The sequence below is a fragment of the Enterobacter sp. CPE_E863 genome (genome assembly GCF_046521465.1).
GTDB lineage: Bacteria > Pseudomonadota > Gammaproteobacteria > Enterobacterales > Enterobacteriaceae > Enterobacter > Enterobacter adelaidei.
In genome coordinates this window covers 637,655-664,359 of the sequence record NZ_JBKFZX010000001.1, presented here as the reverse complement: position 1 = coordinate 664,359, position 26,705 = coordinate 637,655, and the positions used below count along the sequence as shown (strand labels likewise).

Genomic DNA, 26,705 nt, shown 5'->3' with positions numbered 1-26,705 from the left:
TTGACTACAAGATGGGGTCGCCACAGCATCCATCAAGGGGGAAGGATAAAAAAATTTTTAATTTCACCCTGATGAGATCATAGACGCCATCGATTGCGCCCATTATGATGCCGCGCCCCGTCAGGGAGTATTGACGCGGGATTCACCATTTCACCATATTAATGATGATTTTTTTGAGGACTTATGGGCAACACTAAGTTGGCTAATCCGGCTCCGCTGGGCCTGATGGGTTTTGGCATGACCACTATCCTGCTGAACCTGCACAATATCGGGATGTTCCCGATGGATGGCATCATCCTGGCGATGGGCATTTTTTACGGCGGCATCGCGCAAATTTTCGCGGGCCTGCTGGAATATAAGAAAGGTAATACCTTCGGCTTAACCGCCTTCACCTCTTACGGCTCTTTCTGGCTGACCCTGGTTGCCATTCTGCTGATGCCTAAAATGGGTCTGGCAGATGCGGCAAACGCCCACTTCCTGGGCGTTTACCTGGGTCTGTGGGGTGTCTTCACCCTGTTCATGTTCTTCGGCACCCTGAAAGGTAACCGCGCGCTGCAGTTCGTCTTCCTGAGCCTGACCGTACTGTTCGCTCTGCTGGCGATCGGTCACCTGGTGGATAACGAAGGCATCGTTCACGTTGCCGGCTGGATTGGCCTGGTATGTGGCGCGAGCGCTATCTACCTGGCAATGGGCGAAGTGCTGAACGAGCAGTTTGACCGCACCATTCTACCGATTGGTGAAAAACACTGATCCCTCTGTCGTGCCTGCCTCGCGGGCACGACACTCCCACCCTTTGCGAAGCCAGACCCCTAACACCAGCCCCATCAGTGAGAGCGCGAGGACGTACCAGGCTGGAGCCATCGGCGATATCCCCATCAGCATGGTGACGGCAATCGGTGTTAGCCCACCAAAAATGGCATACGACACATTGTAAGAGAAAGAGATACCGGTGAAACGAACCTCTGGCGGGAACGCACGCACCATCACATACGGCACCGCCCCCACAACACCGACGCACAGCCCGACTACGCCGTACAGCAGGAACAGTTGCTCCGGGTGGCTACCCGCCAGATGGTAGAACGCCCAGCTTGATGCTGCCAGCAGCAGACTGCCGACGATAAAGGTCCGGCTCGCGCCAAAACGATCAACAGCAAGGCCAGCCGCCAGACAGCCAAAACAGAGCATAATGGTCGCAATACTGTTTGCCTGCAGGGTGACCGCTGGGGCGAAACCGTACTGTTTTTGCAGCCAGACCGGCGACATCAGGATCACGACGACGATACCCGCCGACAGCAGCCAGGTCAGCAGCATCGACACCACCACCGCACTTCTGTGACGGACCACCACCGCCTTCACCGGTAACTCCTGCGCCAGTGCCTTGCGCTGCTGCATCTCAAGGAAGATCGGCGTCTCCTGTAGCCAGCGGCGCAAGTACATCGCCACCAGACCAAAGGCCCCGCCCAGCAGGAACGGAAGACGCCAGCCCCAGTCGTGCACGGCCTGTTGCGTCATATGGGTATTCACGAGAGTTGCAACGACCGAGCCCAGCAGAATGCCGATGGTCAGGCCCGCCGTTAAGGTTCCACAGGCGATACCAATGCGACGCGCCGGAACATGCTCCGCCACAAACACCCACGCGCCAGGTACTTCACCGCCAATTGCGGCCCCCTGAAGAACGCGCATAAGCAACAGCAATAGCGGGGCAACAAGGCCCATTGAGGCATAGGTAGGCAGCAGGCCTATGGCAAGCGTAGGTACAGCCATCAGCAAAATACTGAGGGTAAACATCTTCTTACGCCCAACCAGATCGCCAAAGTGCGCCATAACAATGCCACCCAACGGACGAGCCAGATACCCGGCGGCAAAAATGCCGAAGGTTTGTACCTGGCGCAGCCATTCCGGGATATCTGCCGGGAAGAAGAGCTCCCCCACCACGGCGGCGAAGAAGACGAAGATGATGAAGTCGTAAAACTCCAGCGCGCCCCCCAGAGCAGCGAGCGTGAGGGTTTTGTAGTCCTGTCGATTCAGAGGTCGGGTGTTATGTGACATAGCGAACCATTATGCGTGTGTTGTGGATTTATTTTTACAGCAAACGTAAAGAAAAAATTACTATACCGTAAAACCTTTACCACGCCATCGCCGCTTCAGCTAATGTCACATAATCATTATTTTCAGGATATTGTCTCGCGGCGCGCGCTTTTAGGCCGAAAAGCTGCTACGACTTTCTCATCGGTTTCCACATACGGACCGTCCAGCAGCTGTATACAATACGGTACACTTGCAAAGATCCCGTGTACGATCACGCTGCCATCGTCGGATTTAAGCCCTTCCAGCGTCTCTTTGATCGACTTCGGCTGGCCCGGCAGGTTCAGGATCAACGCCTGTTTGCGGATCACGCCCACCTGGCGAGAGAGGATGGCGGTTGGAACAAAGTGTAGGCTGATCTGGCGCATTTGCTCACCGAAGCCCGGCATTTCACGGTCGGCGACTGCCAGCGTCGCATCTGGCGTGACATCGCGACGTGCAGGCCCGGTTCCACCCGTGGTCAACACCAGATGGCAGCTCATCTCATCCACCAGCTCGCACAGCGTCTGCTCAATGATCGGCTGTTCGTCTGGGATCAGGCGGGTCTGGATTTCAAAAGGGGTAGTCAGCGCGCTGCCCAGCCACTCTTCCAGAGCCGGGATGCCTTTATCCTGGTAAACACCGCTGGAGGCGCGGTCAGAAATCGACACTAAGCCGATGCGTAAGGTATTCATAGCCATTCCATCTAAAAAGTACTGATTAAAGGGAATGATACACGCAGAGAGGAAATTCAGACAGGGTACGAAAGAAGTCGCGTGACCGGGAACCCGGTCACGCAGAAATGATTACAGCAGGTCGCCGATCATTTTTTCCAGTTTGCCCTGGTCAACAGCAAACTTACGGATACCGTCCGCCAGTTTGTCTACTGCCATTGGATCCTGGTTGTGCTGCCACAGGAACTCGGACTCAGTGATGCGCTCTGGGCGCGCTTTCACTTCACCGGTGTAAGACAGCTTACGCTCGATCGCGCCTTCGCTTTCTGCCAGCTCTTTCAGCAGTGCAGGGGCGATGGTCAGGCGGTCACAGCCAGCCAGCTCGATGATTTCACCGACGTTACGGAAGCTTGCGCCCATAACAACAGTCTCATAGCCGTGCTGTTTGTAGTATTCGTAGATTTCAGTAACGGAAACCACGCCTGGATCTTCAGCAGGTGCGTACTCTTTCTTATCGGTGTTGGCTTTGTACCAGTCCAGAATACGGCCTACGAACGGAGAAATCAGGTAGACACCGGCTTCTGCACATGCACGCGCCTGCGCGAAGGAGAACAGCAGAGTCAGGTTACAGTTGATGCCGTCTTTTTCCAGCTGCTCAGCCGCGCGAATGCCCTGCCAGGTAGAGGCCAGTTTGATCAGGATGCGGTCGTTGCTGATACCCGCATCGTTGTACATTTTGATCAGGCGTTTTGCTTTGGCGATTGACGCTTCGGTGTCGTAGGAGAGGCGTGCATCCACTTCGGTAGAGATGCGGCCAGGAACCAGTTTCAGGATTTCCAGACCGATGTTCACTGCCAGTTTGTCAGTGGCATCAACGATCTGCTGCGCGCGGTCATTGCTCTGCGCTTTCGCCCAGGTCACAGCGTCGTCAATCAGTTTGCGATACTCAGGGATCTGTGCAGCGTTCAGGATCAGAGAAGGGTTAGTTGTGGCATCCTGCGGCTGGTACAACTTCATTGCCGCGATATCTCCGGTGTCAGCTACGACAGTGGTGAACTGACGAAGGGAGGTCAATTTATCCGTCATGATAGTGTTTCTCTTTTAACGTGCCCTGGATAATTCACGCTACCGACAGCATGCCTGCAGCGGAAAAATGACAGGTTTACTTGTTAGGGGGATGTAACCGGTCTGCCCAGATGATAACACGAGTGAGAGGTAGCGCAACCGCAGACAGTGCGCTTAGACAGAGTATGATAAACTCAGAATATTAACAGGCTGCTAAGTAACAGCATGCTCAATCAGTGGTAGCGCTTACATATTCATATTGGCATCAACAAGAGGGACGTTAATGCCTGATTTCCTTTTCTTTATCAACGAAATCCTCTGGGGTTCGATAATGATATATCTGCTATTAGGGGCAGGTATATGGTTCACACTGCGCAGTGGTTTTATCCAGTTTAGATATATACGCAAGTTTGGCAGAAGTCTGAAAAACAGCATTACGCCGCAGCCAGGCGGACTCACCTCGTTTCAGGCGCTTTGTACCAGTCTCGCCGCACGCGTCGGTAGCGGTAACCTGGCGGGTGTAGCGCTGGCCATCAGCGCCGGTGGTCCTGGCGCCGTCTTCTGGATGTGGGTCACCGCGATCGTTGGCATGGCCACCTCGTTTGCCGAATGCTCTCTCGCACAGCTGTACAAGGAGAAGGACAAACACGGTCAGTTTCGCGGCGGTCCGGCCTGGTATATGGCGCGTGGGTTAGGGATGCGCTGGATGGGCGTTCTGTTCTCGCTTTTTTTACTGCTCGCTTATGGCCTTATTTTTAATACGGTTCAGGCTAATTCTGTCGCCAATGCTCTGCGCTATGCCTTCGCCTGCCCGGAGTGGATCACAGGCATCGTTTTATCCCTCTTCGTTCTGTTCACCATTTCTGCTGGTCTCAAAGGCATCGCCCGCCTGATGCAGTGGATGGTTCCCGTGATGGCGCTGCTCTGGGTTGGCGCGAGCCTGTTTGTCGCCGCACTGCATGCCGACCAGGTTCCAGGAATCATTACCACTATCTTCAAAAGCGCTTTTGGCTGGCGTGAGGCGGCATCAGGTGCGCTGGGCTACACCTTCAGCCAGGCGCTGATGGCGGGTTTTCAGCGAGGAATGTTTTCCAATGAAGCGGGTATGGGGTCAACCCCCAACGCGGCGGCAGCCGCCTCTTCCTGGCCGCCACACCCTGCCGCACAAGGCATTGTGCAAATGATTGGCGTCTTTACCGATACCATTATTATCTGCTCCGCCAGCGCCATGATTTTGCTACTGGCAGGCCCCGTACCGCATTCGTCGGGAAACGCCGGGATACAGCTTCTTCAGCAGGCTCTGGTGAACCTTACTGGCAGCTGGGGGGCCGGTTTTGTCGCGATCATACTGATATTGTTCGCCTTCAGCTCAATTGTGGTGAATTACCTTTACGCCGAAAATAACCTTATCTTCCTGAAACTCGACTCCCGCGCCGCAATCAGTGCGTTGCGCCTGGGAGTGATACTGATGGTCATTGCAGGATCCCTGCTCAGCATGCCGTTGGTCTGGCAACTGGCTGACGTCATCATGGCACTGATGGCCATCACCAACCTTACGGCGATCCTGCTGCTCTCCCCCATTGTTAGCCTGATTGCCCGGGACTATCTTCGTCAACGCAAACTGGGTGTTCCACCGGTATTTGATCCCACACGCTATCCTGAAGTTGACGCGCAACTGGCCCCCGGCACATGGGATGATTTGCCCCGGCGATAACAGCTATCGATCAATTCAGGGCGATTTTTTGCTAAAGTCGCTCTAAATTTCCTGCAAGGACTGGATATGCTGATTCTTATTTCACCTGCAAAAACGCTCGACTACCAGAGCCCGCTCGCCACCGAGCGCTATACGCAACCTGAACTGCTGGACTATTCGCAACAGCTGATCCGCGAAGCGCGTAAACTCTCTGCACCACAAATCGCCTCGCTGATGAGCATCAGCGATAAGCTCGCAGATCTTAACGCCACCCGCTTCCACGAGTGGCACCCGGATTTCACGCCAGCCAACGCTCGCCAGGCGCTGCTGGCGTTTAAAGGTGATGTGTATACCGGCCTGCAGGCGGAAGAGTTCTGCGAAGCCGATTTCGATTTTGCCCAGCAGCACCTGCGCATGCTCTCAGGCCTGTACGGCGTTCTGCGTCCGCTGGATTTGATGCAACCTTACCGTCTTGAGATGGGTATCCGATTAGAGAATGCAAAAGGCAAAGATCTGTACCATTTCTGGGGTGACATCATCACCGACAAGCTAAACGCAGCGCTACATGCCCAGGGCGATAACGTGGTGATTAACCTGGCCTCTGACGAATACTACAAGTCCGTGAAGCCAAAGAAACTGGATGCGGAAATCATCAAGCCGGTCTTCCTTGATGAGAAAAACGGTAAGTTCAAAGTGATCAGTTTCTACGCCAAAAAAGCGCGTGGTCTGATGAGCCGCTACATCATTCAGAACCGACTGACGAAGCTGGAGCAGTTGACCGGATTTAACAGCGAAGGGTATTTCTTTGACGAAGCGTCGTCAGGGAAAGGTGAACTGGTGTTTAAGCGCCACGAGCAGTAAAACAAAACCCCGCCAGCTGGCGGGGTTTGCATTAATGGTGCTTCCAGTCCGGACCTGGACGATGATCGTCGTGACGGTGGTCTGGATGGTCGTCACGATCGCGATGTTCGTCATGAGGACGCCAGTGATTATCGCGCCAGTCATAATGGGCCTTCCACCAGTCATGGTCGCGCCAGCGACCGCCATCCCAGTAGTGTCCGTGGTTATCCTGGTCACCAATCTGCAGTTTTACCGCAGGCACGAGTGTGATTTCAGATGCCTGTACCGCCATAGGAGCGACCAGCATCAGTGAAAGTGCGATGAGGACAGGTTTCAACGTAGACATAGGTGACTCCTTATTCTTCTTGCCCAACGTGGGCCGATGTAAGGAGGTTACGTGAGGGGAACCGGGGTTGTTATTCTCTGCAATCCTAATCTCTAAGTTACCGCATTTATTGGGAATTTCTGCATTTTCCCTTCTTTTTTTCTCCTTAATTTCTCCATAAAAAAGCCGGGGGGCGCCGTCGCCTTACCCGGCCTACGTTCTGAGCCGTTGTAGGTCGGGTAAGGCGTAGCCGTCACCCGACAAAAATCACGCTCGAGCCATCATCAACTTACGCAGCGCGGCAAAATCCGCAGGTAGTTCATGAGACAGCAGCGGCAGGTCGGCACGTTCGGCCAGCTCTTTCGGCAGCGGCAGCGTTTCACCCAGAATCTCTTCCACGCTCTCTTTGAATTTTGCCGGATGCGCCGTCCCCAGGAACAGGCCATATTCACCTGGATTAAGCTGATCGCGCAAAGCACGGTAAGCAATTGCGGCGTGCGGTTCGGAGGTATACCCCACCGCTTTCAGCTCACGCATGGTCTCTTTGGTGGTTTCATCCGTCACCGCTGCGTAACCCAGATCGCCAAGACGCCAGATTTTGCGGCGGAACAGTTCTTCCACTCGCGGCCAGTTATTCGGCTGCGACACATCCATCGCATTGGAGAGCGTTGCCTGCGTCGCGTTCGGCGCCCATTTGCCGTCTTTCAGGAAACGCGGCACGGTGTCGTTAGCGTTGGTGGCAGCGATAAAGCGTTTCACCGGCAGACCCAGGGATTTTGCCAGCAGGCCAGCCGTCAGGTCACCAAAGTTACCGCTTGGCACAGAGACAACAAGCTGATTACGCGCTTCCTGCGGGAGCTGTGCAACCGCTTCGAAATAGTAGCAAATCTGCGCCAGCAGACGGCTGATGTTGATGGAGTTCGCCGAGTTCAGACCCAGCGCCGCCTTCAGCTCTTCATCATCGAAGGCCTGTTTGACCAGTGCCTGGCAGGCGTCGAAATCACCGTCGATAGCCACGGTCTCAATGTTGCCGCCGAGGGTACAGAACAGTTTTTCCTGCAGCGGGCTGATTTTGCCTTTCGGGTAGAGGATCACCACACGAACGTTTTTCAGGCCGTAGAACGCATGCGCAACCGCCGCACCGGTATCACCGGAGGTAGCCGTCAGAATGGTTACCGGTTTGTCGCCGCTGATGTGGGTCAGCATCTGCGCCATAAAGCGGCCACCGAAATCTTTGAACGCCAGGGTCGGGCCGTGAAACAGTTCCAGACAGCCAACGTCAGGCTCCACCTGCTGAACCGGAGCCGGGAAAGCGAACGCCGACCGCACGCGTTCTTCCAGCAGATCCTGCGGGATTTCGTCGCCGATAAACGCAGACAGAATTTTGGTACTGCGGGTGACAAAATCCAGCTTCAGCAGTTCATCAATCTCGGTCAGCTGAAATTCCGGCAGGTCATGGGGGAAGAATAACCCCTGATTTTTGCCCAGTCCCTGAGTCACCGCCTGCGCGAAGCTGACCTGCTCGTTATGATCTTTAAGATTGTAGAGTTTCATTCGTTATCCCAGTACTCGTGCGCCAGCCGTGTCCAGACGGCAAATATGAACAAAGCCTTCCTGATTTTGCAGGTAGTGTTTAGAGAGCCAGTCCGCTACGCGTTGCGCAGTGTCTGGTTTATCGCATAAGGCGAACAGCGTCGGGCCGGAGCCGGAGATGCCGCATGCCTGCGCGCCAATATCCAAAGATGCCTGTCGTGCCTCGTTAAAACCAGGCAGCAGTTTGGTACGGTATGGCTCGGCAATAACATCTTTCATCAATTTCGCCGCCAGCTGCGGCTGACGGGTATAGCAGGCGTGAATAAAGCCGGCCAGATGACGTCCGTGCGCGATACAGTCCTGGCGACGATACTGCGCGGGCAGGATCGCACGCGCTTCAGCGGTGGAAACCTTAATACCCGGATAGGCCAGCACCCACAGCCACTCATCAAACCCTGGCACCTGCTGGCTGATGATGCCATTTTCTTCGATCATCAACTGCATGCCGCCAAGGAAGCACGGCGCGACGTTGTCATAATGAATGCTGCCAGAGATCCGCCCTTCCAGCTCGCCCATTAACCCCAGCAGGCGGTTATTGTTCAGCGGTTTGCCGCAGTGTTCATTCATGGCCACCAGCGCAGCGACCACCGAGCAGGCGCTGGAGCCCAGCCCTGAGCCAATCGGCATACTTTTTTCCAGCGTCATGGTGACCGGCACATTTTTGCCAATCTCCTGACAGAAGCGCTCCCAGCACTGATAGACGATATTCTCGCGCGGGTCCGACGGCAGTTTGCTGGCAAAGCGGCCCACGTTATTCAGGCTGAAGCTATTTGCCGCTTCAACCGTGACCGTATCGCCCAGCAGAGAACCATCAACCGGCGTGACCGCCGCACCCAGCACATCAAATCCGACGCTCATATTGGCGCTGGAAGCCGGGGCATAAACTTTGACCATGTTAAACTCCTAACTTCCATGACAGGGTACGCAGCAGATCGGCAAACACACCCGCCGCTGTAACATCGTTCCCTGCGCCATAACCGCGAAGCACCAGCGGCAATGGCTGATAATAGTGGCTGTAAAACGCAAGGGCGTTTTCGCCGTTTTTGACTTTGTACAGCGGATCGTTGCCATCCACTTCGGCAATCTTCACCCGGCACACACCATCTTCTTCAATATTGCCAACATAGCGCAATACCTTACCTTCATCACGGGCTTTCGCAACGCGTGCGGCAAACGCATCGTCAAGCTGCGGCAAATTAGCCATAAAGGCACCGACATCACCGGAGCTATCAAATTCTGCTGGCAGAACCGGTTCAATCACGATATCGGAAAGCTCCAGCTCACGACCTGTTTCACGCGCCAGGATCAGCAGCTTACGCGCCACATCCATCCCGGAGAGATCGTCACGCGGATCCGGCTCGGTATAACCCAGTTCACGCGCAGCGCGGGTCGCTTCTGAAAGGCTCATGCCTTCATCCAGTTTGCCGAAAATAAACGACAGCGATCCGGAGAGGATACCGGAGAAACGCTGCAGTTCATCCCCCGCGTTCAGCAGGTTTTGCAGGTTCTCGATAACCGGCAAACCAGCACCCACGTTGGTGTCATACAGGAATTTGCGACGCGATTTGCTCGCCGCCAGGCGCAACTGGTGGTAGTAGTTCATCGACGAGGTGTTGGCCTTTTTGTTCGGCGTCACCACGTGGAAGCCTTCACGCAGGAAGTCAGCGTACTGATCGGCAACCGCCTGGTTCGACGTACAGTCGACAATCACCGGGTTGAGCAGGTGATACTCTTTCACCAGTCGGATCAGGCGTCCCAGATTAAACGGCTCTTTCGCCTCGTTCATTTCCGCCTGCCAGTTTTCCAGATTCAGGCCATGCACGTTGGTCAGCAACGCTTTTGAGTTGGCGATCCCGCAGACGCGCAGATCAATATGTTTCTTCTTCAGCCACGCCTGCTGGCGCTTCACCTGCTCCAGCAGCGCGCCGCCAACGCCGCCCACGCCAATCAGGAACAGTTCGATGACCTGATCGGTGTTGAACAGCATCTGGTGAACCACGCGAACGCCAGTGGTGGCGTCATCGTTGTCCACAACAACAGAGATTGAACGCTCTGACGAGCCCTGGGCAATCGCAACGATATTGATATTGGCGCGTGCCAGCGCAGCGAAGAACTTGGCGGAGATACCACGAAGCGTGCGCATGCCATCGCCCACCACCGAGATGATCGCCAGACGTTCCTGAATGTACAGCGGCTCAAGCAGTTCTTCTTTCAGCTCAAGATAGAATTCTTCTTCCAGCGCGCGGCGGGCGCGCAGGCAGTCGGCCTGCGGCACGCAGAAGCTGATGCTGTATTCGGAAGAAGACTGGGTGATCAACACCACGGAGATGCCGTTGCGGGACATGGCTGCAAACACGCGCGCCGCCATACCGACCATCCCTTTCATCCCCGGACCGGAGACGCTGAACATCGCCATGTTGTTGAGGTTAGAGATGCCTTTCACCGGCAGGCCGTCTTCATCGTTACTCGCGCCAATCAGCGTACCGGGTGCCTGCGGGTTACCGGTGTTTTTAATCAGGCAAGGGATCTGGAACTGGGCAATCGGGGAGATGGTACGCGGGTGAAGGACTTTAGCGCCGAAGTAGGAAAGCTCCATCGCTTCCTGGTACGACATCGACTTCAACAGCCTGGCGTCCGGTACCTGGCGCGGGTCGCAGGTATAAACACCATCAACGTCAGTCCAGATCTCACAACAGTCCGCGCGTAAACAGGCGGCCAGCACGGCGGCGGAGTAGTCGGAGCCGTTACGGCCCAGCACCACCAGCTCACCCTTCTCGTTACCGGCGGTGAAGCCTGCCATCAGGATCATGTGGTCAGACGGAATTTTGCTTGCAGCGATGCGGCGAGTTGATTCGGCAATATCAACAGTGGATTCGAGGTAGTGGCCCACCGCCAGCAGTTTTTCAACCGGATCGATCACAGTCACGTGATGACCGCGCGCTTCAAGCACGCCCGCCATGATAGCGATAGAGAGTTTTTCGCCGCGGCAGATCAGTGCCGCGTTGATGCTGTCCGGACACTGGCCGAGAAGGCTGATGCCGTGCAGAACATGTTTAATTTGCGCGAATTCCTGCTCAACGAAGGACTTCAGTTGAGCGTGCGGAAAGCCTGGCTGCGCCTCTGCCAGCCCTTGCAGTAAGTCAGCGAAGATGCGCTCTGCGTCGCTGATGTTCGGGAGTGCATCCTGACCACCGATGGTTTTTTCAATCATCGCCACCAGATGGTTCGTGATTTTTGCCGGGGCAGAGAGCACGGTCGCAACCTGCCCCTGCCTGGCGTTGCTTTCCAGGATATCGGCTACGCGCAGAAAACGTTCTGCATTTGCCACTGATGTACCGCCGAACTTCAACACTCGCATGGTTCTACCTCGTTTCCTTTAGCCGAAAAAAAAGCCCGCACTGTTCAGGTGCGGGCTTTTTTTTGTTTTTCCTGTACGCGTCAGCCCGCATCGTTACCTGTGGTAATGATGATGGTTGTGGTAATGGTGGTGATGCTGATGCGTTTCATGGATGTTGTGTACTCTGTCATTATTATCTGTCTGTGCTGTATTCTTTTAGGGTTAAATGATCGGGCACCTTAAGTCAATGGATTTTTAATTTGATCACATTTCGGGAGACTCTCACGTCCCGCTGCGTGCAGATTTATTTTCATCCGATTCCCCCAAGTGCAACCCATCCAGACAGACTTATTCGCCATAGTAAAAACTTATGGCAGTATTTTACTCGGCCAATTTTTTTTCAATATCGTGCAGCAAACGGTGCAGCATGGCGGTGTCCCGCTGCTCAAGACGCCCCAAACGCTGCTGCAGCCAGTCAGCCATTTTTTGATCGTCCGCTACCCCCAATTGAGATAACAGTTGCTCAACACGAGCGCGCAGTGCGGCCAGCTGGTTTTCGTTTGCCCCCTCAGCCTGTGGCTGAGAGATTTGCATTAGGGAAGCTAATTGATAGCAGTAGACCATGACCGCCTGGCCTAAATTCAGGGACGGATAATCGGCCACCATCGGTGCCCCCGTGAGCACGTCAGCGAGTTCCAGCTCTTCGTTTGTTAACCCGGAATCTTCACGGCCAAACACCAGCGCGGCTTTCTCCAGCCACTGGCTTTTCTCTTTCAGCATGGGCACCAGTTCAGCAGGGGTGGCGTAGTAGTGGAATTTCGCACGGCTGCGCGCGGTGGTCGCAACGGTAAACGAAATGTCGTGCAACGCGGCGGCTAGTGTGTCGTAAGTAGTTATATTATCGAGAATATCTCCCGACCCGTGCGCCACCCACCGGGCGGCAGGCTCCAGATGGGCCGCGCTGTCCACAATACGTAAATCGGTAAAACCCATGGTCTTCATGGCACGCGCCGCTGCGCCTATATTTTCGGCTCTGGCTGGGGCAACCAGTACAATCGACAGATGCATTTATGCTCTCTTTTTAATCAGTTAGCGGGTAAAAATGTGATGCACATCAACATATTACGCAGCGCGAATTTACAAAATTGCAACACAAATCACCGAAATAGCGTTTCATAACAAATTAAAAACGCTAAACTATTTTGTGTCTGAACAATCAGTTAGAATGTTAACAGAAGACTATTATCCTTATGTTTTATAATGATAATAGCGACATGAATACCCTATTCTGATTGGATTCACTTCGTTTATAAATCAAGGTCCGCAACTAGTTGGTTTATTGAAAAATTGTGATAAAGGCTAGCATTCAGCTACGATGATTTCATCAAACTGTTAACGTGCTACAATTGAACTTGATATATGTCAACGAAGCGTAGTTTTATTGGGTGTCTGGTGTCACTTAGCCTGTTATGTTGCTGTTAAAATGGTTAGGATGACAGCCGTTTTTGACACTGTCGGGTCCAAAGGGAAAGTACCCAAGACCAAGCTAATGATGTTGTTGACGTTGATGGAAAGTGCATCAAGAACGCAATTACGTACTTTAGTCACGTTAGGCCGGTCATGTTAATTTGCGACATGTATCAGGCAGGTCAGGGACTTTTGTACTTCCTGTTTCGATTTAGTTGGCAATTTAGGTAGCAAACATGCAGACCCCGCACATTCTTATCGTTGAAGACGAGTTGGTAACACGCAACACGTTAAAGAGCATTTTCGAAGCAGAAGGCTACGATGTCTTTGAAGCGACCGATGGCGCAGAGATGCATCAGATCCTTTCTGAAAATGATATCAACCTGGTGATCATGGATATTAACCTTCCGGGCAAAAACGGTCTTCTTCTGGCGCGCGAACTGCGTGAACAGGCGAACGTCGCGTTGATGTTCCTGACAGGCCGTGACAACGAAGTTGATAAAATTCTTGGCCTGGAAATCGGTGCGGATGACTACATCACCAAGCCGTTCAACCCTCGCGAGTTAACCATTCGTGCACGCAACCTGCTGTCTCGCACCATGAACCTGGGTACGGTCAGCGAAGAGCGTCGTAGCGTCGATAGCTACAAATTCAACGGCTGGGAACTTGATATCAATAGCCGTTCACTGATTAGCCCGAACGGTGAGCAGTATAAACTGCCGCGCAGTGAATTCCGCGCCATGCTGCACTTCTGCGAAAACCCGGGCAAAATTCAGTCCCGTGCAGAATTGCTGAAGAAAATGACCGGCCGTGAGCTGAAACCGCACGACCGTACCGTAGACGTAACGATCCGTCGTATTCGTAAACATTTCGAATCTACGCCGGATACCCCGGAAATCATCGCCACGATCCACGGCGAAGGGTACCGTTTCTGCGGTGATCTGCAGGAGTAATCCCGCAGTTAACGCATTAAAAAACGGCGCATTTGCGCCGTTTTTTTATTTCCAAATCCGCATCGTATCGTCATCCGGTGCTGCAGGTGGCTGAGGTCGCTTCGGCTGAGAGAGCGAGTACCAGTCGAAATGCCGGGTCAGGTACATCACCGCAAACAGCGCCAGCGCGAGAACCGCTGACCCCAACAGCAGCGCGCTGTCCTCCGAACGCAGCAGGAACCACATCACCACGTCCAGCCCGAGTAGCGCCAGCACAAACAGCCCGCTGCGCTTCCAGCTTTTCAGCACGGCCTGCAGGTACATTCCGTTCATCGCTGCGCCAACCAGACTTGCAACAACCCAGGCGGGCGTAAACCCGACGTGTTCAGACAGCGCCAGCAGCACCAGATAGAACAGGACCAGCGACAGCCCCACCAGCAGATACTGCATCGGGTGAAGGCGTAATCCGGTTAAGGTTTCGAAGACAAAGAAGGCCATAAACGTCAGCGCAATCAGCAAAATAGCGTACTTGATCGCACGGTCAGTCAGCTGATACTGGTCGGCTGGCGTCGCTACCGTGATGCTGAAGGCCGGGAGCGCCTCCCACTCCGGCGACTCCTTGTCGTAGAACCAGCTCTCAAGGTTATTTGCAAACCAGCTGCTCTGCCAGTTCGCCTGGAAACCGGACTCGCCTATCTGATGCTTAACGGGGAGATAATCGCCCATAAAACCCGGATGCGGCCAGTTGCTGGTGAGCGTCATTTCGCTATTACGCCCTACCGGTACCACCGCAAAACTGCCCGTTCCCGCCAGGCTGAGGGACATCTCAAGCGCAAACGTTTTGGCTTCCAGCGCTTTGTCGGTCAGCGGGATGTGGATCCCAGCAAGCGCCCCGTAGACGCCTGAACCGGGTTCCACGCTTAGCGTCTCACCGTTGATTTTAGAGATACTGACCGTGCCAATGCCCCGCGCGTCGCCAACGCCCGTTACGATAAACGGTTGCCCTGTTGTTATCGTTTCCCCTCTCAGTTGTTTTAGCTCTTCGGTATTAAACTGTGCTTTTATCTTCAGGTCAGCGTTCCAGATTTGCCCGTCGTAGATGCCAATATTTCGGGACTCCACGCGCTGGTTACCTTCCACAACCAGAGATTCCGGCAGAATGAAATGCATATAGCTTTTCTTGTATTCGACCTTCTTCTCGTCCTCTATCTTGTAAAAGATCTCCGTCATCGGAATCGCAATCATCGGACCGACCAGCTTTTGCGGTCCGCTGGTGCTCTGACGAAGCGTATTTTCAACATCGTTGCGGTAGTTTTCACGCTCTGAAATCAGGTTACTGACCATAAAAAGCGGGACTAACAACAGCAGGATGCACCCCAGCAGAGTGCTTACTTTCCAGAACAGGGGGGATTTCATCATTACGTCTCCTTTGTGATGAGGAGAGCGTAACCGGGCTATGTGGGGCCAGTTTGAAGTTATGTGAAGGGACGGTGAAGTATCAGCGTGGCCATCACGCCACCTTCATCACGATTACGCAATGTGATCTCCCCCTGGTGCAGACGCGCCACCTCCTGTACAAAGGCCAGCCCAAGGCCGCTGCTTTTCAATCCGTTGTCACGAGGAAGAGAGTAAAAACGTGCGAAAATTCGCGTCAGGGCATAATCCGGGATCCCGCTGCCGCTGTCGGTGACGGTAAAGTGTATCTGCTTGTCCCCTTCATGGGCTGCAAGCTGAACAGCCCCGCCCTCCGGCGTGAAGTCGATGGCGTTATCCAGTAAATTACCCAATGCCTGTTCAAGCAGCTCCGCATCACCTTCCACACACAGCGCGGTGCTTTTACAGGTCAGGGTGATATTTTTAGCGGTCAGTAGCGTCGAGCGGGCGTCAGCTAGCCGCGCAAACAGCGCATCGACATCAACGCTTGTGGGGACAATCTCCACCCGATTTTCAAGCCGGGCCTGGGCAAGCAACTTTTCGACCAACGATTGCATACGCGCGTTTTGCACCAGGATGTTGTCGATAAACCGCCTGGCGACCTGCGGTGAGGGCTGCTCAGCAAGAATTTCCGCCGCGCCCCGGATTGCGGCCAGCGGGCTTTTCAGCTCGTGGGTGAGCGAGTGGACATAGTGTTCAATGTAATTTTTCCCTTCCAGGCGAATACGCATATTCTCCAGCGCCTGCGCCAGCTTGCGCAGTTCACTGCTGCCGGGATTCGGTAATGGCAGAGGGGAATCGGTGGTAACCGCGTCAGCGTAGCGCGACAACGTACCGATAGAACGATTGATCCACCACGCCACAACAAGGCCAATCAGCAAAGCAATGCCAAGCAATGCACCACCCGCCCACAGGATCCGTCGCTCGCTGCGATGGATAACCGGGGCCATCGCGCTGTTGGGTTTCCCGACCGACAGCACGCCAATAATCTTACCGTTGTCCACAACCGGAGCCGCAACATACATCACCGTGCTCTCTGGATCGTCAGGATTGCTCTGGGTGCTCCGCGCGCCGTATTCGCCACGAAGGGTCAGCCAGACATCGTTCCAGCGGGAGTAATCTTTCCCCACAGCCAGACTCGCGGAATCAAACACCACTCTGCCCTGCGCATCGGTCATGTAGACGTGGTATTCGTTGCGCACTTTATGAATGCCGCCGATATTGGCGCGGAAAGGCCGCTGATGAAGTTGTGAAAAGGCCTGCGCCAGTTTGCCCTGCTGCGCATTGCCCGAAAGGAGATCCTCGCGCCCGACTTCGGCTAGCAAGGTCGCGGTATCGATCAACGTCCCTTCAGTTGCCCTGCGCACGCCGGGCTTCACTTCCTGAACAAAGATCGACAGCACAAACCACGCGGCGATACCCACGATCAGGAAGTACCCCAGCAGCAGCCGCATCCCAATGCGCATTAATAAAGCCCCAGGCTGTAGCCCATACCACGATGGGTGCTGATGGGTGAAAGCTCCTCGTTCACCGCCCGCAGCTTGGCGCGCAGGGTTTTGATATGGGTGTCCACGGTACGATCGAAACTGTCCCCGTCTTCGCCCCACACCTTGTCCATTAGCTGCTGGCGGGAGTACACACGTCCGGGAGCCTGTAACAATGTTTTAAGTAACAAAAACTCGTAGCGCGTGAGGGGTAACACCTCACCGCACCAGCTGATTCGTGCCGCAGGTTCGTTCAGTTCAAACTGGCCGATACGCACAACATCCGAAGGCGCGGCTGATTTTTGCATCCGCCGTAAAATTGTCCGCACCCGGGCACACACTTCGCGCGGTGAGAAAGGTTTAGCGACGTAGTCATCAGCCCCCATCTCCAGACCGAGCAGTTTATCCACCTCGTCGCTTCGCGCCGTTAGAAACAGCACCGGCAACGCCGGATGCAGCGCCAGCAGTTGACGGCACAGCTCAAAGCCGCTGATGTCCGGCAACCCGACATCAAGAATTGCCAGCGCGGGTAACTGCCGCCGCGCCTCTTCCAGCACGGGCAGACCGCGTTCAAACGCCTTCACCGCGAATCCTTCCTGCTGAAGCATGTAGATAAGTGTGTCAGCGATGCTGATTTCGTCTTCAACCAGCCAGACCACAGGTAGTTGCATGGTTCGTCCCTGAATTAACGCCACGGCATGATTGGCACCGCGCTAATCGCATTTTTCGGTGAGCCTTCCACCACTTTGTCGGAATAGGCCAGGTAAGCCAGGGTGTTGCGTTTCGCATCATAGAAACGTACTACCTGCAGCTTTTTAAACACCAGCGAGGTGCGTTTCTGGAACACCACGTCGCCCTGCGCTTTACCGTTCTTAATTTTATCGCTTAACTCAACCGGACCCACCTGCTGGCAAGAGATTGCCGCATCGGAGGTATCTTCCGCCAGTCCCAGGCCACCTTTGATACCGCCGGTTTTCGCCCGGCTGACATAGCAGGTGACATTTTTCACGTCCGGATCGTCAAACGCCTCGACCACAATTTTGTGGTCCGGGCCAAACATTTTGAACACGGTATCGACGGAACCAATCTGTTCTGCCTGCGCCACGCGCCCGACCATCAGCATCAACGCGGTGAAGATCAAAGTCTTGTATTTCATATTGTTACCATTCTTTAAAATTACACTGGGCGATTATTCAACACTTTAGACAAAAATGTAGCAAGATCACAGGATTAGAATATATTTGCCCACAATGTGCTCCAAAAAGCATGAATGCGCAAAAAAAACACTGAATGCTAAAACATCAAAAAATGCTATTATCCGCTAACCTGTTATCAGGCACCTGCTGTTTTAAGGATGAGGATAGTATATGGATCAGGCTGGAATTATTCGCGACCTGCTCACCTGGCTGGAAGGTCATCTCGACCAGCCTTTGTCACTGGATAATGTGGCGGCTAAAGCAGGCTATTCCAAGTGGCATCTGCAAAGGATGTTCAAGGATGTCACCGGTCATGCTATCGGGGCCTATATTCGCGCGCGTCGTCTGTCTAAGTCTGCTGTGGCATTGCGCCTTACGGCACGGCCGATTCTGGATATTGCCCTGCAATATCGTTTCGATTCGCAGCAAACCTTCACCCGAGCCTTTAAAAAACAGTTCTCGTTAACGCCAGCGCTTTATCGTCGCTCGCCTGACTGGAGCTCGTTTGGTATGCGTCCACCGCTGCGTCTGGGCGAGTTCGCGATGCCAAAATACGAAATTGTCACGTTGCCTGAAACCCATCTGATCGGTACGACGCAGAGCTATTCCTGTTCTCTGGAGCAGATTTCTGAGTTCCGTCATCAGATGCGCGTACAGTTCTGGCGCGACTTCCTGAGCCACGCCCCGGCGATCCCGCCGATTCTGTATGGCCTCAACGAAACGCATCCAAGTCAGGAAAAAGACGACGAGCAGGAGGTGTTCTACACCACCGCGCTGACCCCAGAGATGGCCAATGGCTATATTCAGGGTTCGAAGCCTGTCGTGCTCGAAGGCGGCGAATACGTGATGTTCGCCTATGAAGGGCTGGGAACGGGCGTTCAGGAGTTTATCCTGACTGTTTACGGAACCTGCATGCCTATGCTGAATCTGAATCGCCGTAAAGGTCAGGACATTGAGCGCTACTACCCGGCGCAGGATGCCAAACCGGAAGAAGGCCCAATCAATCTGCGTATGGAATTCTTAATTCCGATTCGTCGTTAACGCTGCAGTTCGTCAAGTGCAGGGGCATCGAGATGCGAAATGTCCCCTGCCATCTCCACCACCCACCCCGACGCCAGCCATGCGCTTTCCTGGTAATCAATCCGGGAAATGGAGCAGTTGCGCAGACGCAAACGGCGTTCAGCGTAAGCCGGTAACCCCAGGATGGTGCTCACCAGGCAACCCAACGCAATCCCGTGACTCACCAGCAGCGGACGGCTTCCCGCCGGAAGCTTCAGGCATTCCGCGAGTGCGGCATGCATACGAACGCTCAGCTCTTGCATGGATTCGCCTTCAGGAATACGGCCATCTTCGGTACCGTTAACCAGCGTACGACGCCAGCCCTCCTCCTTCTCCGTCAGCGTATCAATATGGCGTTTTTCCAGCACGCCCATATCCAGCTCGCGCAGGCGCGGCTCAAGCATGACGTCACAGCCACAGGCGTCCGCGATGATGCGTGCCGTCTGCTGTGTGCGACCGAGATCGCTGGTGATAACGTGGGTAATGCCCAGCGTTCGGGCGCGTTCCGCCACCTGCCACGCTTGCTGTACCCCCTTTTCAGTGAGGGGACTGTCTGACTGGCCTTGAATACGTCGCTCGGCGTTCCACTGCGTTTCACCGTGGCGAACAAGGTATACCTGTAACATGCTTTTTTTCCGTTATACTGCGATGAGTTTTTTTTCGAATCGAGCTTAATTATGCACCATGTTGTCTCTGCTACCACTAATCCTGCCAAAATTCAGGCAATTCTAAGGGCATTTGAAGAGATCTTCGGCGAAGGATCCTGCCATATTGATGCTATCGGCGTCGAGAGTGGTGTTCCTGAACAGCCGTTTGGCAGCGAGGAAACGCGGGCTGGCGCACGAAATCGCGTGGCAAATGCCAAAGTTGCGGCACCTGAGGCTGACTTCTGGGTGGCGATCGAAGCGGGTATCGACGAAGGCGCAACCTTTAGCTGGGTGGTGATTGAAAGCCGCGAACAGCGTGGAGAGGCGCGTTCAGCCACCCTGCCGCTGCCAGAGATCATTCTGGAAAAAGTCCGTGCGGGTGACGCGCTGGGGCCGGTGATGTCACAGTACACCGGCATTGATGAGATTGGTCGTAAAGAAGGGGCTATTGGCGTCTTTACTGCAGGCGCACTGACGCGTTCAGGCGTTTACCACCAGGCGGTGATCCTGGCCTTAAGCCCGTTCCATAACGCGATTTATCGCTGATCGCCCAGCAGCACAGACTCCAGCCACTGACGCAGCTCAACCGGTGCCGATTTCAGGCTGTTCGATCCGCGGGTAATCGTTGCGATACCCGCGCCGAGCTCATTTTTGAGTTCACGCTGGCTCATTTCGCCGCGCAACAGCTCTTCAATGATCCGCACGCGCGTGCCCAGCGCTTCACGCTCATCTGGCGTGAGCATCAGCTGCATAAGGGGCAAATGCAAATCCTGATCGTAAGACTGGCGGAGCAACTCCACAAAACGAAGCCACTCCTGATGACGTTGTTCGGCCATTGCCGAGGAATACGGGGAATGCTGGGTCATGTTATGCTGCCTCTTGTACTCTTTAGCGAGTACAGCATAACACAACCCGCGCCGATCAGTAACGTCTCTGCCACTCGGCATCGCTCATCAGGGTATCTTTCTGCCCCATGAAGTAGCGATAGTATGCGTCATACGCCAGCACGTTCTTCACGTAGCCACGCGTTTCCGAAAACGGAATACTCTCGACAAACGCCACGGCATCGATACGTCCGGCGCTGTTGCCAAGCCAGGTGCGCACGCGACCAGGGCCCGCGTTATACGCCGCAGACGAGAAGATACGGTTGTTACCGAACTGCTGATAAACATACTGCAGGTAGCTGGTACCGATATTGATGTTGGTATCCGGATCGAGAAGCTGTGACGGGCTGCTGTACCCCGGGATATTAAACATCTTCACCGTGTGCGTTGCCGTGCCCGGCATGATCTGCATCAGACCGCTGGCACCCACCGGAGAACGAACTTTCGGGTTCCAGGCACTCTCCTGACGGGCAATCGCCATCGCATAGCTTTGCGGGATATCTTTACCGCTGGTATAGCGATCGAACAGATCTTTGTAAGCCAGCGGGAAACGCTCTTCGAGATGATCCCACAGCTTACCGGCGATCGTGGCCTGCACGCTCAGATCCCACCAGTGGTTATCAAACGCATAGCGGGCAAGCTGAGCTTTCTCGTCAGTACTACGGCTGGTGACCAGATTCGCCCACTCGCTGCGCGCGGTGTTATCCATATTCCAGTACATTAGCTCGCGAACGCGCGCCATTTCAGGCCCCTGCGTCAATGCAGGGTTCGCATTGGCTGGCGCTTTATCAATGCGGAAGGTGTACTCTTCCCCCAGGCGTTGCGCGGCCGCCATCGGGTAGAACCCGCGCTGCTGCATCAGAGTATGGAGGATCTCTTTCGCTTCCTCATCACGTCCTCTCTCCATCAGCAGATCGGCCTGCCAGTAGCGCCATTCGTCTTTCTCTTTCGCTTCCATCGGCAGGCGCGCAAGCCAGGTATTGAGCCCACGACGATCGCCTGAGCCCAGCGCCATTCGCACGCGACGTTCCACCAGCGACATGGAGTTCGAACGCATAATGGCATCGTCTCGCCAGCGCGCCTGTTCATCAGTCACATCCGTGCCCATCAGTCGCCACGCCACAATATCGCGCAACTCCTGGGTTTGCTCTTCGTTAAGCTGCTGCGTCTGCACCAGCTGCGGGATCATCAGCCGCGCGTTTTCCACATCGTCACGCGCCACGCTGGCAAAGGCTACCGCTGCCATCTGGCGGGTAAAATCGGTCGCGCCTGTGCTGCGGGCGAAGGTCAGCACCGAGTTGGGATCGTTGGCCAGCCCAATCACCGCAGAGGAAATGGTTTGATAATCCGATGGCATCTGCCCCGCCAGCGCGGTGACCAGACGCGTGTTTCCGGCCTTCATCGCCAGGCGAATACGCTCCAGATAGGCCAGCGGATCTTGCTTGCCAGAAGCGCGCCAGGCTCCAAAGAGAGAGTCGCAGGCATTGGGCTGATTTTTACCGGTTAACCACAGGTCTTTGGCGCCGCTCCACGCCTCTTCCTGCTGCCCCGTGGCCCATTTTGCGTAGTAATAGTTACACTGCGCTTCCGTGGTGTTCGGCTTTTCAGGGCTAAACGCCAACAGCCCGCGCCAGTCTTCACGACGAGCCAGTTCATTCACAAAACGAGACTGTAGCGTCCGCGCGGGAGGCAGGGTTGGGTTAGCCTGAATGAAATTATTCACCGCGACGGTCGGTTGATTCATGAGATCGTCAGTTAGCTGGCGATACTCCAGATACGGATACAGAGGGTAATCCTTCAGTGTCGGCATCAGCGCCTGCACGGTATCCATCTGCTTGTTGTCCCACGCCTGTTTGATCTGGGCGTAGCGATTACGTTGTTCATCCAGTGAATCGGCATGCACCGCCTGGCTTACCGCCATTACGCATACGCTGGCAGCGAGCAGACGCCAGACCACCTGTTTGGCTTTTTCCACAAGCTCTTCCTCTTTGTTTTTCGTCAATTGCAGCGTCTTGCCACGTCAAAGTCTAATCAACTTATGCTAACCAGGCATCCTGCAACGCGCCACGTCATGGACACTTTTTTACCTTTCTTGCGCGTTTTAACACTCCCGACGTTCCTGGCTGGGATTAGGTCGTGAAAAAGGCTACACTTCGAGGCTGAAATTCCTTCTCATTACGATAAAAGAGGCGAAGTCCAACGTGGCTCAATTCGTTTATACCATGCATCGTGTCGGCAAAGTTGTCCCGCCGAAACGTCATATTCTTAAAAATATCTCGCTGAGCTTCTTCCCGGGCGCAAAAATCGGTGTTCTGGGTCTCAACGGTGCCGGTAAGTCCACCCTGCTGCGCATCATGGCCGGCATCGATACAGACATCGAAGGTGAAGCCCGTCCGCAGCCTGGCATCAAGATTGGTTACCTGCCGCAGGAACCTCAGCTGAACCCGGAACACACCGTCCGCGAATCCGTTGAAGAAGCGGTGTCCGAAGTGGTTAACGCCCTGAAAGGTCTGGATGAAGTGTATGCCAAGTATGCCGAGCCGGATGCTGACTTCGATAAACTGGCTGCTCAGCAAGGCAAGTTTGAAGAAATTATCCAGGCGCACGACGGTCATAACCTGAACGTGCAGCTGGAGCGCGCCGCTGACGCCCTGCGTCTGCCGGACTGGGATGCAAAAATCGCTAATCTGTCCGGTGGTGAACGCCGCCGTGTAGCGCTGTGCCGCCTGCTGCTGGAAAAACCAGACATGCTGCTGCTCGACGAACCAACCAACCACCTGGATGCAGAATCCGTGGCGTGGCTGGAGCGTTTCCTGCACGACTTCGAAGGCACCGTTGTGGCGATTACCCACGACCGTTACTTCCTCGACAACGTTGCAGGCTGGATCCTGGAGCTGGACCGTGGTGAAGGTATTCCATGGGAAGGTAACTACTCCTCCTGGCTGGAGCAGAAAGATCAGCGTCTGGCGCAGGAAGCCTCTCAGGAAGCGGCGCGTCGCAAGTCTATTGAGAAAGAGCTGGAGTGGGTTCGTCAAGGCGCGAAAGGCCGTCAGTCTAAGGGCAAAGCCCGTCTGGCACGCTTCGAAGAGCTGAACAACACCGAATACCAGAAACGTAACGAAACCAACGAACTGTTTATTCCACCTGGAGCACGTCTGGGGGATAAAGTGGTTGAAGTCAGCAATCTGCGTAAGTCTTACGGCGATCGCCTGCTGATCGACGAACTGAGCTTCTCTGTGCCGAAGGGCGCGATTGTCGGGATCATCGGTCCGAACGGCGCGGGTAAATCCACCCTGTTCCGCATGATGTCCGGTCAGGAACAACCTGACAGCGGCTCTATCACCCTGGGTGAAACCGTGAAGCTGGCGTCCGTTGACCAGTTCCGTGACGCGATGGATAACAGCAAAACCGTGTGGGAAGAAGTGTCCGGCGGTCTGGATATCATGCGTATCGGCAACACCGAGATGCCAAGCCGCGCCTACGTTGGCCGCTTTAACTTCAAAGGCACCGACCAGGGCAAACGCGTGGGCGAGCTGTCCGGCGGTGAGCGCGGTCGTCTGCACCTGGCGAAGCTGCTGCAGGTGGGCGGTAACGTGCTGCTGCTCGATGAACCAACCAACGACCTGGACATCGAAACCCTGCGCGCGCTGGAAAACGCCCTGCTGGAGTTCCCGGGCTGCGCGATGGTGATCTCGCACGACCGTTGGTTCCTGGACCGTATCGCGACCCACATCCTGGACTACCAGGACGAAGGTAAGGTGGAGTTCTTCGAGGGTAACTTCACCGAATACGAAGAGTACAAGAAACGCACGCTGGGCGCAGACGCGCTGGAGCCGAAGCGTATTAAGTACAAGCGTATTGCGAAATAAAAGCAAAACGGCAACTTCGGTTGCCGTTTTTTATGTTTGTTCCCTCTCCCGGTGGGAGAGGGACAGGGTGAGGGCATCAGGCCGCACAAAATCACCCGCCCACGTAATACCGCTTCACCTCATCGAACTGCATCGCAAACTCGATATAGCTCATCAGCGCAGGCGAATTCAGCTTCCGGCTTGGATAGGCCAGCCACAGGTCATTCCCCTCGACATTCCACTCTGGCAGCACTTTTACCAACGCCCCCTTCTCCACCTTATCTTCCAGCAGAAATGCGGGTAAGAGCGTAATCCCGGCACCGGCAATGGCGCACTCACGTGCGTATACCAGGTTATCCGTCATATGGGCGTTATCCGGCAGATAGCGGTAATCCTCACTCTCGCTGCGTAGCAACCACTCAGACCAGGCTTTGTGCGTAATGCAGCGGTGCTCCACCAGTTGGCGGGGATGCGTCAGCGGCTCCCGACGTGCAAGATATTCGGGCGAGGCCAGCATATAGCGCGGGCAGTGGCCAATCATCCGGCCTATCAGGGAGGAGTCCTGCGGCTTGCCAGTACGCAACGCCACGTCAAAGCCAGACTCGACCAGATCCACCACGTCATCAGAGATCGACACATCCAGCGACACGTCAGGAAAGTTCAACTGGAACTCGGCGTTCATATGCGCCAGCAGCGTCGCGCCAATCCCTGCCGGGCAGGTGATCCTTAGCCGACCACTCGGGTTTTCGCGCAGCCGCTGAATGGCGTACTCTGCACGCTCGCTGGCTGCCAGCATCTCGCGGCAGTGTACCAGATAGTGCTCGCCCGCAAACGTCAGGTTCAGCCTGCGCGTGGTACGGTTAAGCAGACGGATCCCCACCTGCTGCTCAAGCTGGCTAATGCGCTGGCTGACGCTGGATTTCGGCAGTTCGGCCTTCTGCGCCGCAGCGGTAAAACTTCCCATCTCTGCCACCAGCGCAAACAGCGCCATATCCTGCAGCTGTTTAAACATGATTGTTCACCCTGTACGAACGCTGAGTTCTCGATTGTCCATCTTATCATGCAGCTGTCCACTTAATAGACTAGCCTCAACAAAACGCATTCCATTGAGGAGCACACCATGTCCGTTAAAGCCATTGCCGTTGACCCATCGAACCCTTCAGCCTTTATTGAGATTGCTCAACCGATGCCGCAACCCGGCGAGCACGACCTGCTGGTCGAGGTGAAGGCCGTTTCCATCAACCCGGTCGATACCAAAGTGCATGCCAGTATTGCCAGAAACGGTCTGCAGGAGCCGCGTATTCTCGGCTGGGATGCCAGCGGTATCGTTAAATCCGTTGGCGCTGGCGTTAGCGGATTTAAACCGGGCGATGCGGTGTGGTATGCAGGGGATATCACCCGCCCTGGCAGTAACACTACCCACCAGCTGATCGATGCGCGTATCGTCGGGCACAAACCAGCCAGCCTCGGTTGGGCCGCCGCAGCCGCATTGCCACTAACCGCCCTGACAGCCTGGGAAGGATTATTCGAGCGGCTGAACATTCAGAATGCCGACGCGGATAAAACGCTGTTGATTATCGGCGGTGCGGGTGGCGTAGGATCGCTGGCGATCCCGTTTGCGAAGCACAACAGCAAGGTGAAGATCATCGCGACGGCGTCAAGAGAGGATTCTGCCCAGTGGTGCCGCGATCGCGGTGCTGATGTGGTGGTGAACTACCGCGACCTGAAAGGTGAGCTGGCAAAACAGGGGATCACCTTTGTGGATTACATTTTCATTCTCAACGACACCGATGGCCACTGGGATGCGGTCAGTGAGCTGATTGCACCACAGGGGCATATCTGCTCCATCGTTGAGAACGCGCATCCGCTGAACCAGGATAAGCTGAAATCAAAATCTGCCGCCCTGCACTGGGAATTTATGTACACCCGCAGCATGTACCAGACTGCCGATATGGCACGTCAGGGGGAGATCCTCAATGAGGTGGCGAAACTGGTAGATAACGGTGTGGTAGAGAGTTCGCTGAGTGAGACACTGCACGGGCTGAGCGTGGAAAGCATTACCGAGGCGCACCGTAAAGTGCTGGACGGGCATATGCGCGGGAAAGTGGTGGTTGAGTTCTGAGTGGTCTGATTCCCTCACCCTGGCCCTCTCCCGTTGGGAGA

General features: G+C 54.9%; 26 protein-coding genes and 1 other annotated feature. Of the genes, 8 read left to right on the top strand and 18 right to left on the bottom strand.

What is annotated here, in order from left to right; all coding sequences use genetic code 11:
* Positions 1-183: 183 nt before the first annotated feature.
* Complete coding sequence (satP, locus tag ACLHV8_RS03150; RefSeq protein ID WP_028016626.1) at positions 184-750, top strand: acetate uptake transporter; 567 nt, start codon at positions 184-186, stop codon at positions 748-750.
* Here satP and ACLHV8_RS03145 read toward each other — a convergent pair.
* The 3 genes from ACLHV8_RS03145 to tal all read right to left on the bottom strand — a co-directional run bounded on the left by ACLHV8_RS03145 (position 727) and on the right by tal (position 3,824).
* Positions 727-2,049: an MFS transporter gene (locus ACLHV8_RS03145; protein WP_028016625.1), complete on the bottom strand. Its 1,323-nt coding sequence runs from the start codon at positions 2,047-2,049 to the stop codon at positions 727-729. The two genes, satP and ACLHV8_RS03145, sit on opposite strands and share 24 nt — an antisense overlap.
* A 122-nt stretch (positions 2,050-2,171) precedes the next feature.
* Positions 2,172-2,759, bottom strand: coding sequence for a molybdopterin adenylyltransferase (gene mog / locus ACLHV8_RS03140; protein ID WP_128348227.1), 588 nt, complete (start codon positions 2,757-2,759; stop codon positions 2,172-2,174).
* Between the two features lie 111 nt (positions 2,760-2,870).
* Positions 2,871-3,824, bottom strand: coding sequence for a transaldolase (tal, locus tag ACLHV8_RS03135; RefSeq protein WP_028016623.1), 954 nt, complete (start codon positions 3,822-3,824; stop codon positions 2,871-2,873).
* Positions 3,825-4,086: 262 nt separating this feature from the next.
* On the opposite strand from tal, the gene ACLHV8_RS03130 reads away from it, so the two are divergent.
* Complete coding sequence (locus tag ACLHV8_RS03130; protein WP_049005230.1) at positions 4,087-5,517, top strand: alanine/glycine:cation symporter family protein; 1,431 nt, start codon at positions 4,087-4,089, stop codon at positions 5,515-5,517.
* Between the two features lie 66 nt (positions 5,518-5,583).
* Positions 5,584-6,357 (top strand): peroxide stress protein YaaA, encoded by a 774-nt coding sequence (yaaA, locus tag ACLHV8_RS03125; protein WP_208593997.1) that lies wholly within the window; start codon positions 5,584-5,586, stop codon positions 6,355-6,357.
* Positions 6,358-6,388: 31 nt separating this feature from the next.
* Here the strand turns inward: yaaA and ACLHV8_RS03120 are convergent, their stop codons facing one another.
* The 7 genes from ACLHV8_RS03120 to yjjY all read right to left on the bottom strand — a co-directional run bounded on the left by ACLHV8_RS03120 (position 6,389) and on the right by yjjY (position 13,199).
* The gene (locus ACLHV8_RS03120; protein WP_129323958.1) at positions 6,389-6,682 is read right to left on the bottom strand and encodes a DUF2502 domain-containing protein; all 294 of its coding nucleotides are present in this window, start codon (positions 6,680-6,682) and stop codon (positions 6,389-6,391) included.
* A 246-nt stretch (positions 6,683-6,928) separates the two neighbouring features.
* Positions 6,929-8,215 carry a threonine synthase gene (gene thrC, locus ACLHV8_RS03115; protein ID WP_208593998.1) on the bottom strand — a complete coding sequence of 429 codons (1,287 nt, stop codon included), beginning with the start codon at positions 8,213-8,215 and terminating at the stop codon, positions 6,929-6,931.
* A gap of 3 nt (positions 8,216-8,218) precedes the next feature.
* Complete coding sequence (gene thrB, locus ACLHV8_RS03110) at positions 8,219-9,148, bottom strand: homoserine kinase (protein ID WP_028016618.1); 930 nt, start codon at positions 9,146-9,148, stop codon at positions 8,219-8,221.
* A 1-nt stretch (position 9,149) separates the two neighbouring features.
* On the bottom strand, positions 9,150-11,612 hold the full coding sequence (gene thrA, locus ACLHV8_RS03105) for a bifunctional aspartate kinase/homoserine dehydrogenase I (RefSeq protein WP_049005227.1): 2,463 nt from the start codon (positions 11,610-11,612) through the stop codon (positions 9,150-9,152).
* A gap of 24 nt (positions 11,613-11,636) precedes the next feature.
* Positions 11,637-11,754 (bottom strand) — a sequence feature (Thr leader region).
* A complete protein-coding gene (gene thrL / locus ACLHV8_RS03100) occupies positions 11,693-11,761 on the bottom strand; it encodes a thr operon leader peptide (RefSeq protein ID WP_015572623.1) in 69 nt (22 codons plus the stop codon). Its footprint overlaps the feature before it by 62 nt.
* A gap of 211 nt (positions 11,762-11,972) precedes the next feature.
* Positions 11,973-12,659 (bottom strand): tRNA/rRNA methyltransferase, encoded by a 687-nt coding sequence (locus tag ACLHV8_RS03095; RefSeq protein WP_028016616.1) that lies wholly within the window; start codon positions 12,657-12,659, stop codon positions 11,973-11,975.
* A gap of 399 nt (positions 12,660-13,058) precedes the next feature.
* A complete protein-coding gene (gene yjjY, locus ACLHV8_RS03090; protein WP_085928893.1) occupies positions 13,059-13,199 on the bottom strand; it encodes a protein YjjY in 141 nt (46 codons plus the stop codon).
* A gap of 95 nt (positions 13,200-13,294) precedes the next feature.
* Between yjjY and arcA the strand changes: the two genes are divergently transcribed.
* Positions 13,295-14,011: a two-component system response regulator ArcA gene (gene arcA / locus ACLHV8_RS03085; RefSeq protein ID WP_003856501.1), complete on the top strand. Its 717-nt coding sequence runs from the start codon at positions 13,295-13,297 to the stop codon at positions 14,009-14,011.
* 45 nt (positions 14,012-14,056) lie between these two features.
* Here arcA and creD read toward each other — a convergent pair whose 3' ends face one another.
* The 4 genes from creD to creA are packed head-to-tail and all read right to left on the bottom strand — an operon-like array spanning position 14,057 to position 18,064.
* Positions 14,057-15,409: a cell envelope integrity protein CreD gene (creD, locus tag ACLHV8_RS03080; protein ID WP_410376754.1), complete on the bottom strand. Its 1,353-nt coding sequence runs from the start codon at positions 15,407-15,409 to the stop codon at positions 14,057-14,059.
* A 56-nt stretch (positions 15,410-15,465) separates the two neighbouring features.
* Positions 15,466-16,890 (bottom strand): two-component system sensor histidine kinase CreC, encoded by a 1,425-nt coding sequence (gene creC, locus ACLHV8_RS03075; RefSeq protein ID WP_208594000.1) that lies wholly within the window; start codon positions 16,888-16,890, stop codon positions 15,466-15,468.
* A complete protein-coding gene (gene creB / locus ACLHV8_RS03070) occupies positions 16,890-17,579 on the bottom strand; it encodes a two-component system response regulator CreB (protein WP_134708268.1) in 690 nt (229 codons plus the stop codon). The genes creC and creB overlap by 1 nt, the downstream gene beginning before the upstream one ends.
* A 14-nt stretch (positions 17,580-17,593) precedes the next feature.
* Positions 17,594-18,064: a protein CreA gene (gene creA / locus ACLHV8_RS03065; RefSeq protein WP_028016612.1), complete on the bottom strand. Its 471-nt coding sequence runs from the start codon at positions 18,062-18,064 to the stop codon at positions 17,594-17,596.
* 211 nt (positions 18,065-18,275) lie between these two features.
* On the opposite strand from creA, the gene robA reads away from it, so the two are divergent.
* Positions 18,276-19,145, top strand: a complete 870-nt coding sequence (gene robA / locus ACLHV8_RS03060; protein WP_028016611.1) for an MDR efflux pump AcrAB transcriptional activator RobA — start codon at positions 18,276-18,278, stop codon at positions 19,143-19,145.
* Here the strand turns inward: robA and gpmB are convergent.
* Positions 19,142-19,789, bottom strand: coding sequence for a 2,3-diphosphoglycerate-dependent phosphoglycerate mutase GpmB (gene gpmB, locus ACLHV8_RS03055; RefSeq protein ID WP_048989680.1), 648 nt, complete (start codon positions 19,787-19,789; stop codon positions 19,142-19,144). The genes robA and gpmB overlap by 4 nt on opposite strands.
* 51 nt (positions 19,790-19,840) lie before the next feature.
* Between gpmB and yjjX the strand changes: the two genes are divergently transcribed.
* Positions 19,841-20,356 carry an inosine/xanthosine triphosphatase gene (gene yjjX / locus ACLHV8_RS03050; RefSeq protein WP_208594001.1) on the top strand — a complete coding sequence of 172 codons (516 nt, stop codon included), beginning with the start codon at positions 19,841-19,843 and terminating at the stop codon, positions 20,354-20,356.
* On the opposite strand, the gene trpR is transcribed toward yjjX, so the two are convergent.
* Together trpR and sltY are read right to left on the bottom strand one after the other, a co-directional pair.
* On the bottom strand, positions 20,347-20,676 hold the full coding sequence (gene trpR / locus ACLHV8_RS03045; protein ID WP_080328985.1) for a trp operon repressor: 330 nt from the start codon (positions 20,674-20,676) through the stop codon (positions 20,347-20,349). The two genes, yjjX and trpR, sit on opposite strands and share 10 nt — an antisense overlap.
* Before the next feature lie 55 nt (positions 20,677-20,731).
* Complete coding sequence (sltY, locus tag ACLHV8_RS03040) at positions 20,732-22,669, bottom strand: murein transglycosylase (protein ID WP_208594002.1); 1,938 nt, start codon at positions 22,667-22,669, stop codon at positions 20,732-20,734.
* 226 nt (positions 22,670-22,895) lie between these two features.
* Between sltY and ettA the strand changes: the two genes are divergently transcribed.
* Complete coding sequence (ettA, locus tag ACLHV8_RS03035; RefSeq protein WP_208594003.1) at positions 22,896-24,563, top strand: energy-dependent translational throttle protein EttA; 1,668 nt, start codon at positions 22,896-22,898, stop codon at positions 24,561-24,563.
* A 91-nt stretch (positions 24,564-24,654) separates the two neighbouring features.
* Here ettA and ACLHV8_RS03030 read toward each other — a convergent pair whose 3' ends face one another.
* Complete coding sequence (locus ACLHV8_RS03030; RefSeq protein WP_208594004.1) at positions 24,655-25,554, bottom strand: LysR family transcriptional regulator; 900 nt, start codon at positions 25,552-25,554, stop codon at positions 24,655-24,657.
* A 108-nt stretch (positions 25,555-25,662) separates the two neighbouring features.
* Here ACLHV8_RS03030 and ACLHV8_RS03025 point away from each other — a divergent pair, with 108 nt between their 5' ends.
* Complete coding sequence (locus ACLHV8_RS03025; RefSeq protein ID WP_208594005.1) at positions 25,663-26,664, top strand: zinc-binding alcohol dehydrogenase family protein; 1,002 nt, start codon at positions 25,663-25,665, stop codon at positions 26,662-26,664.
* The last annotated feature ends 41 nt before the right edge of the window (positions 26,665-26,705 follow it).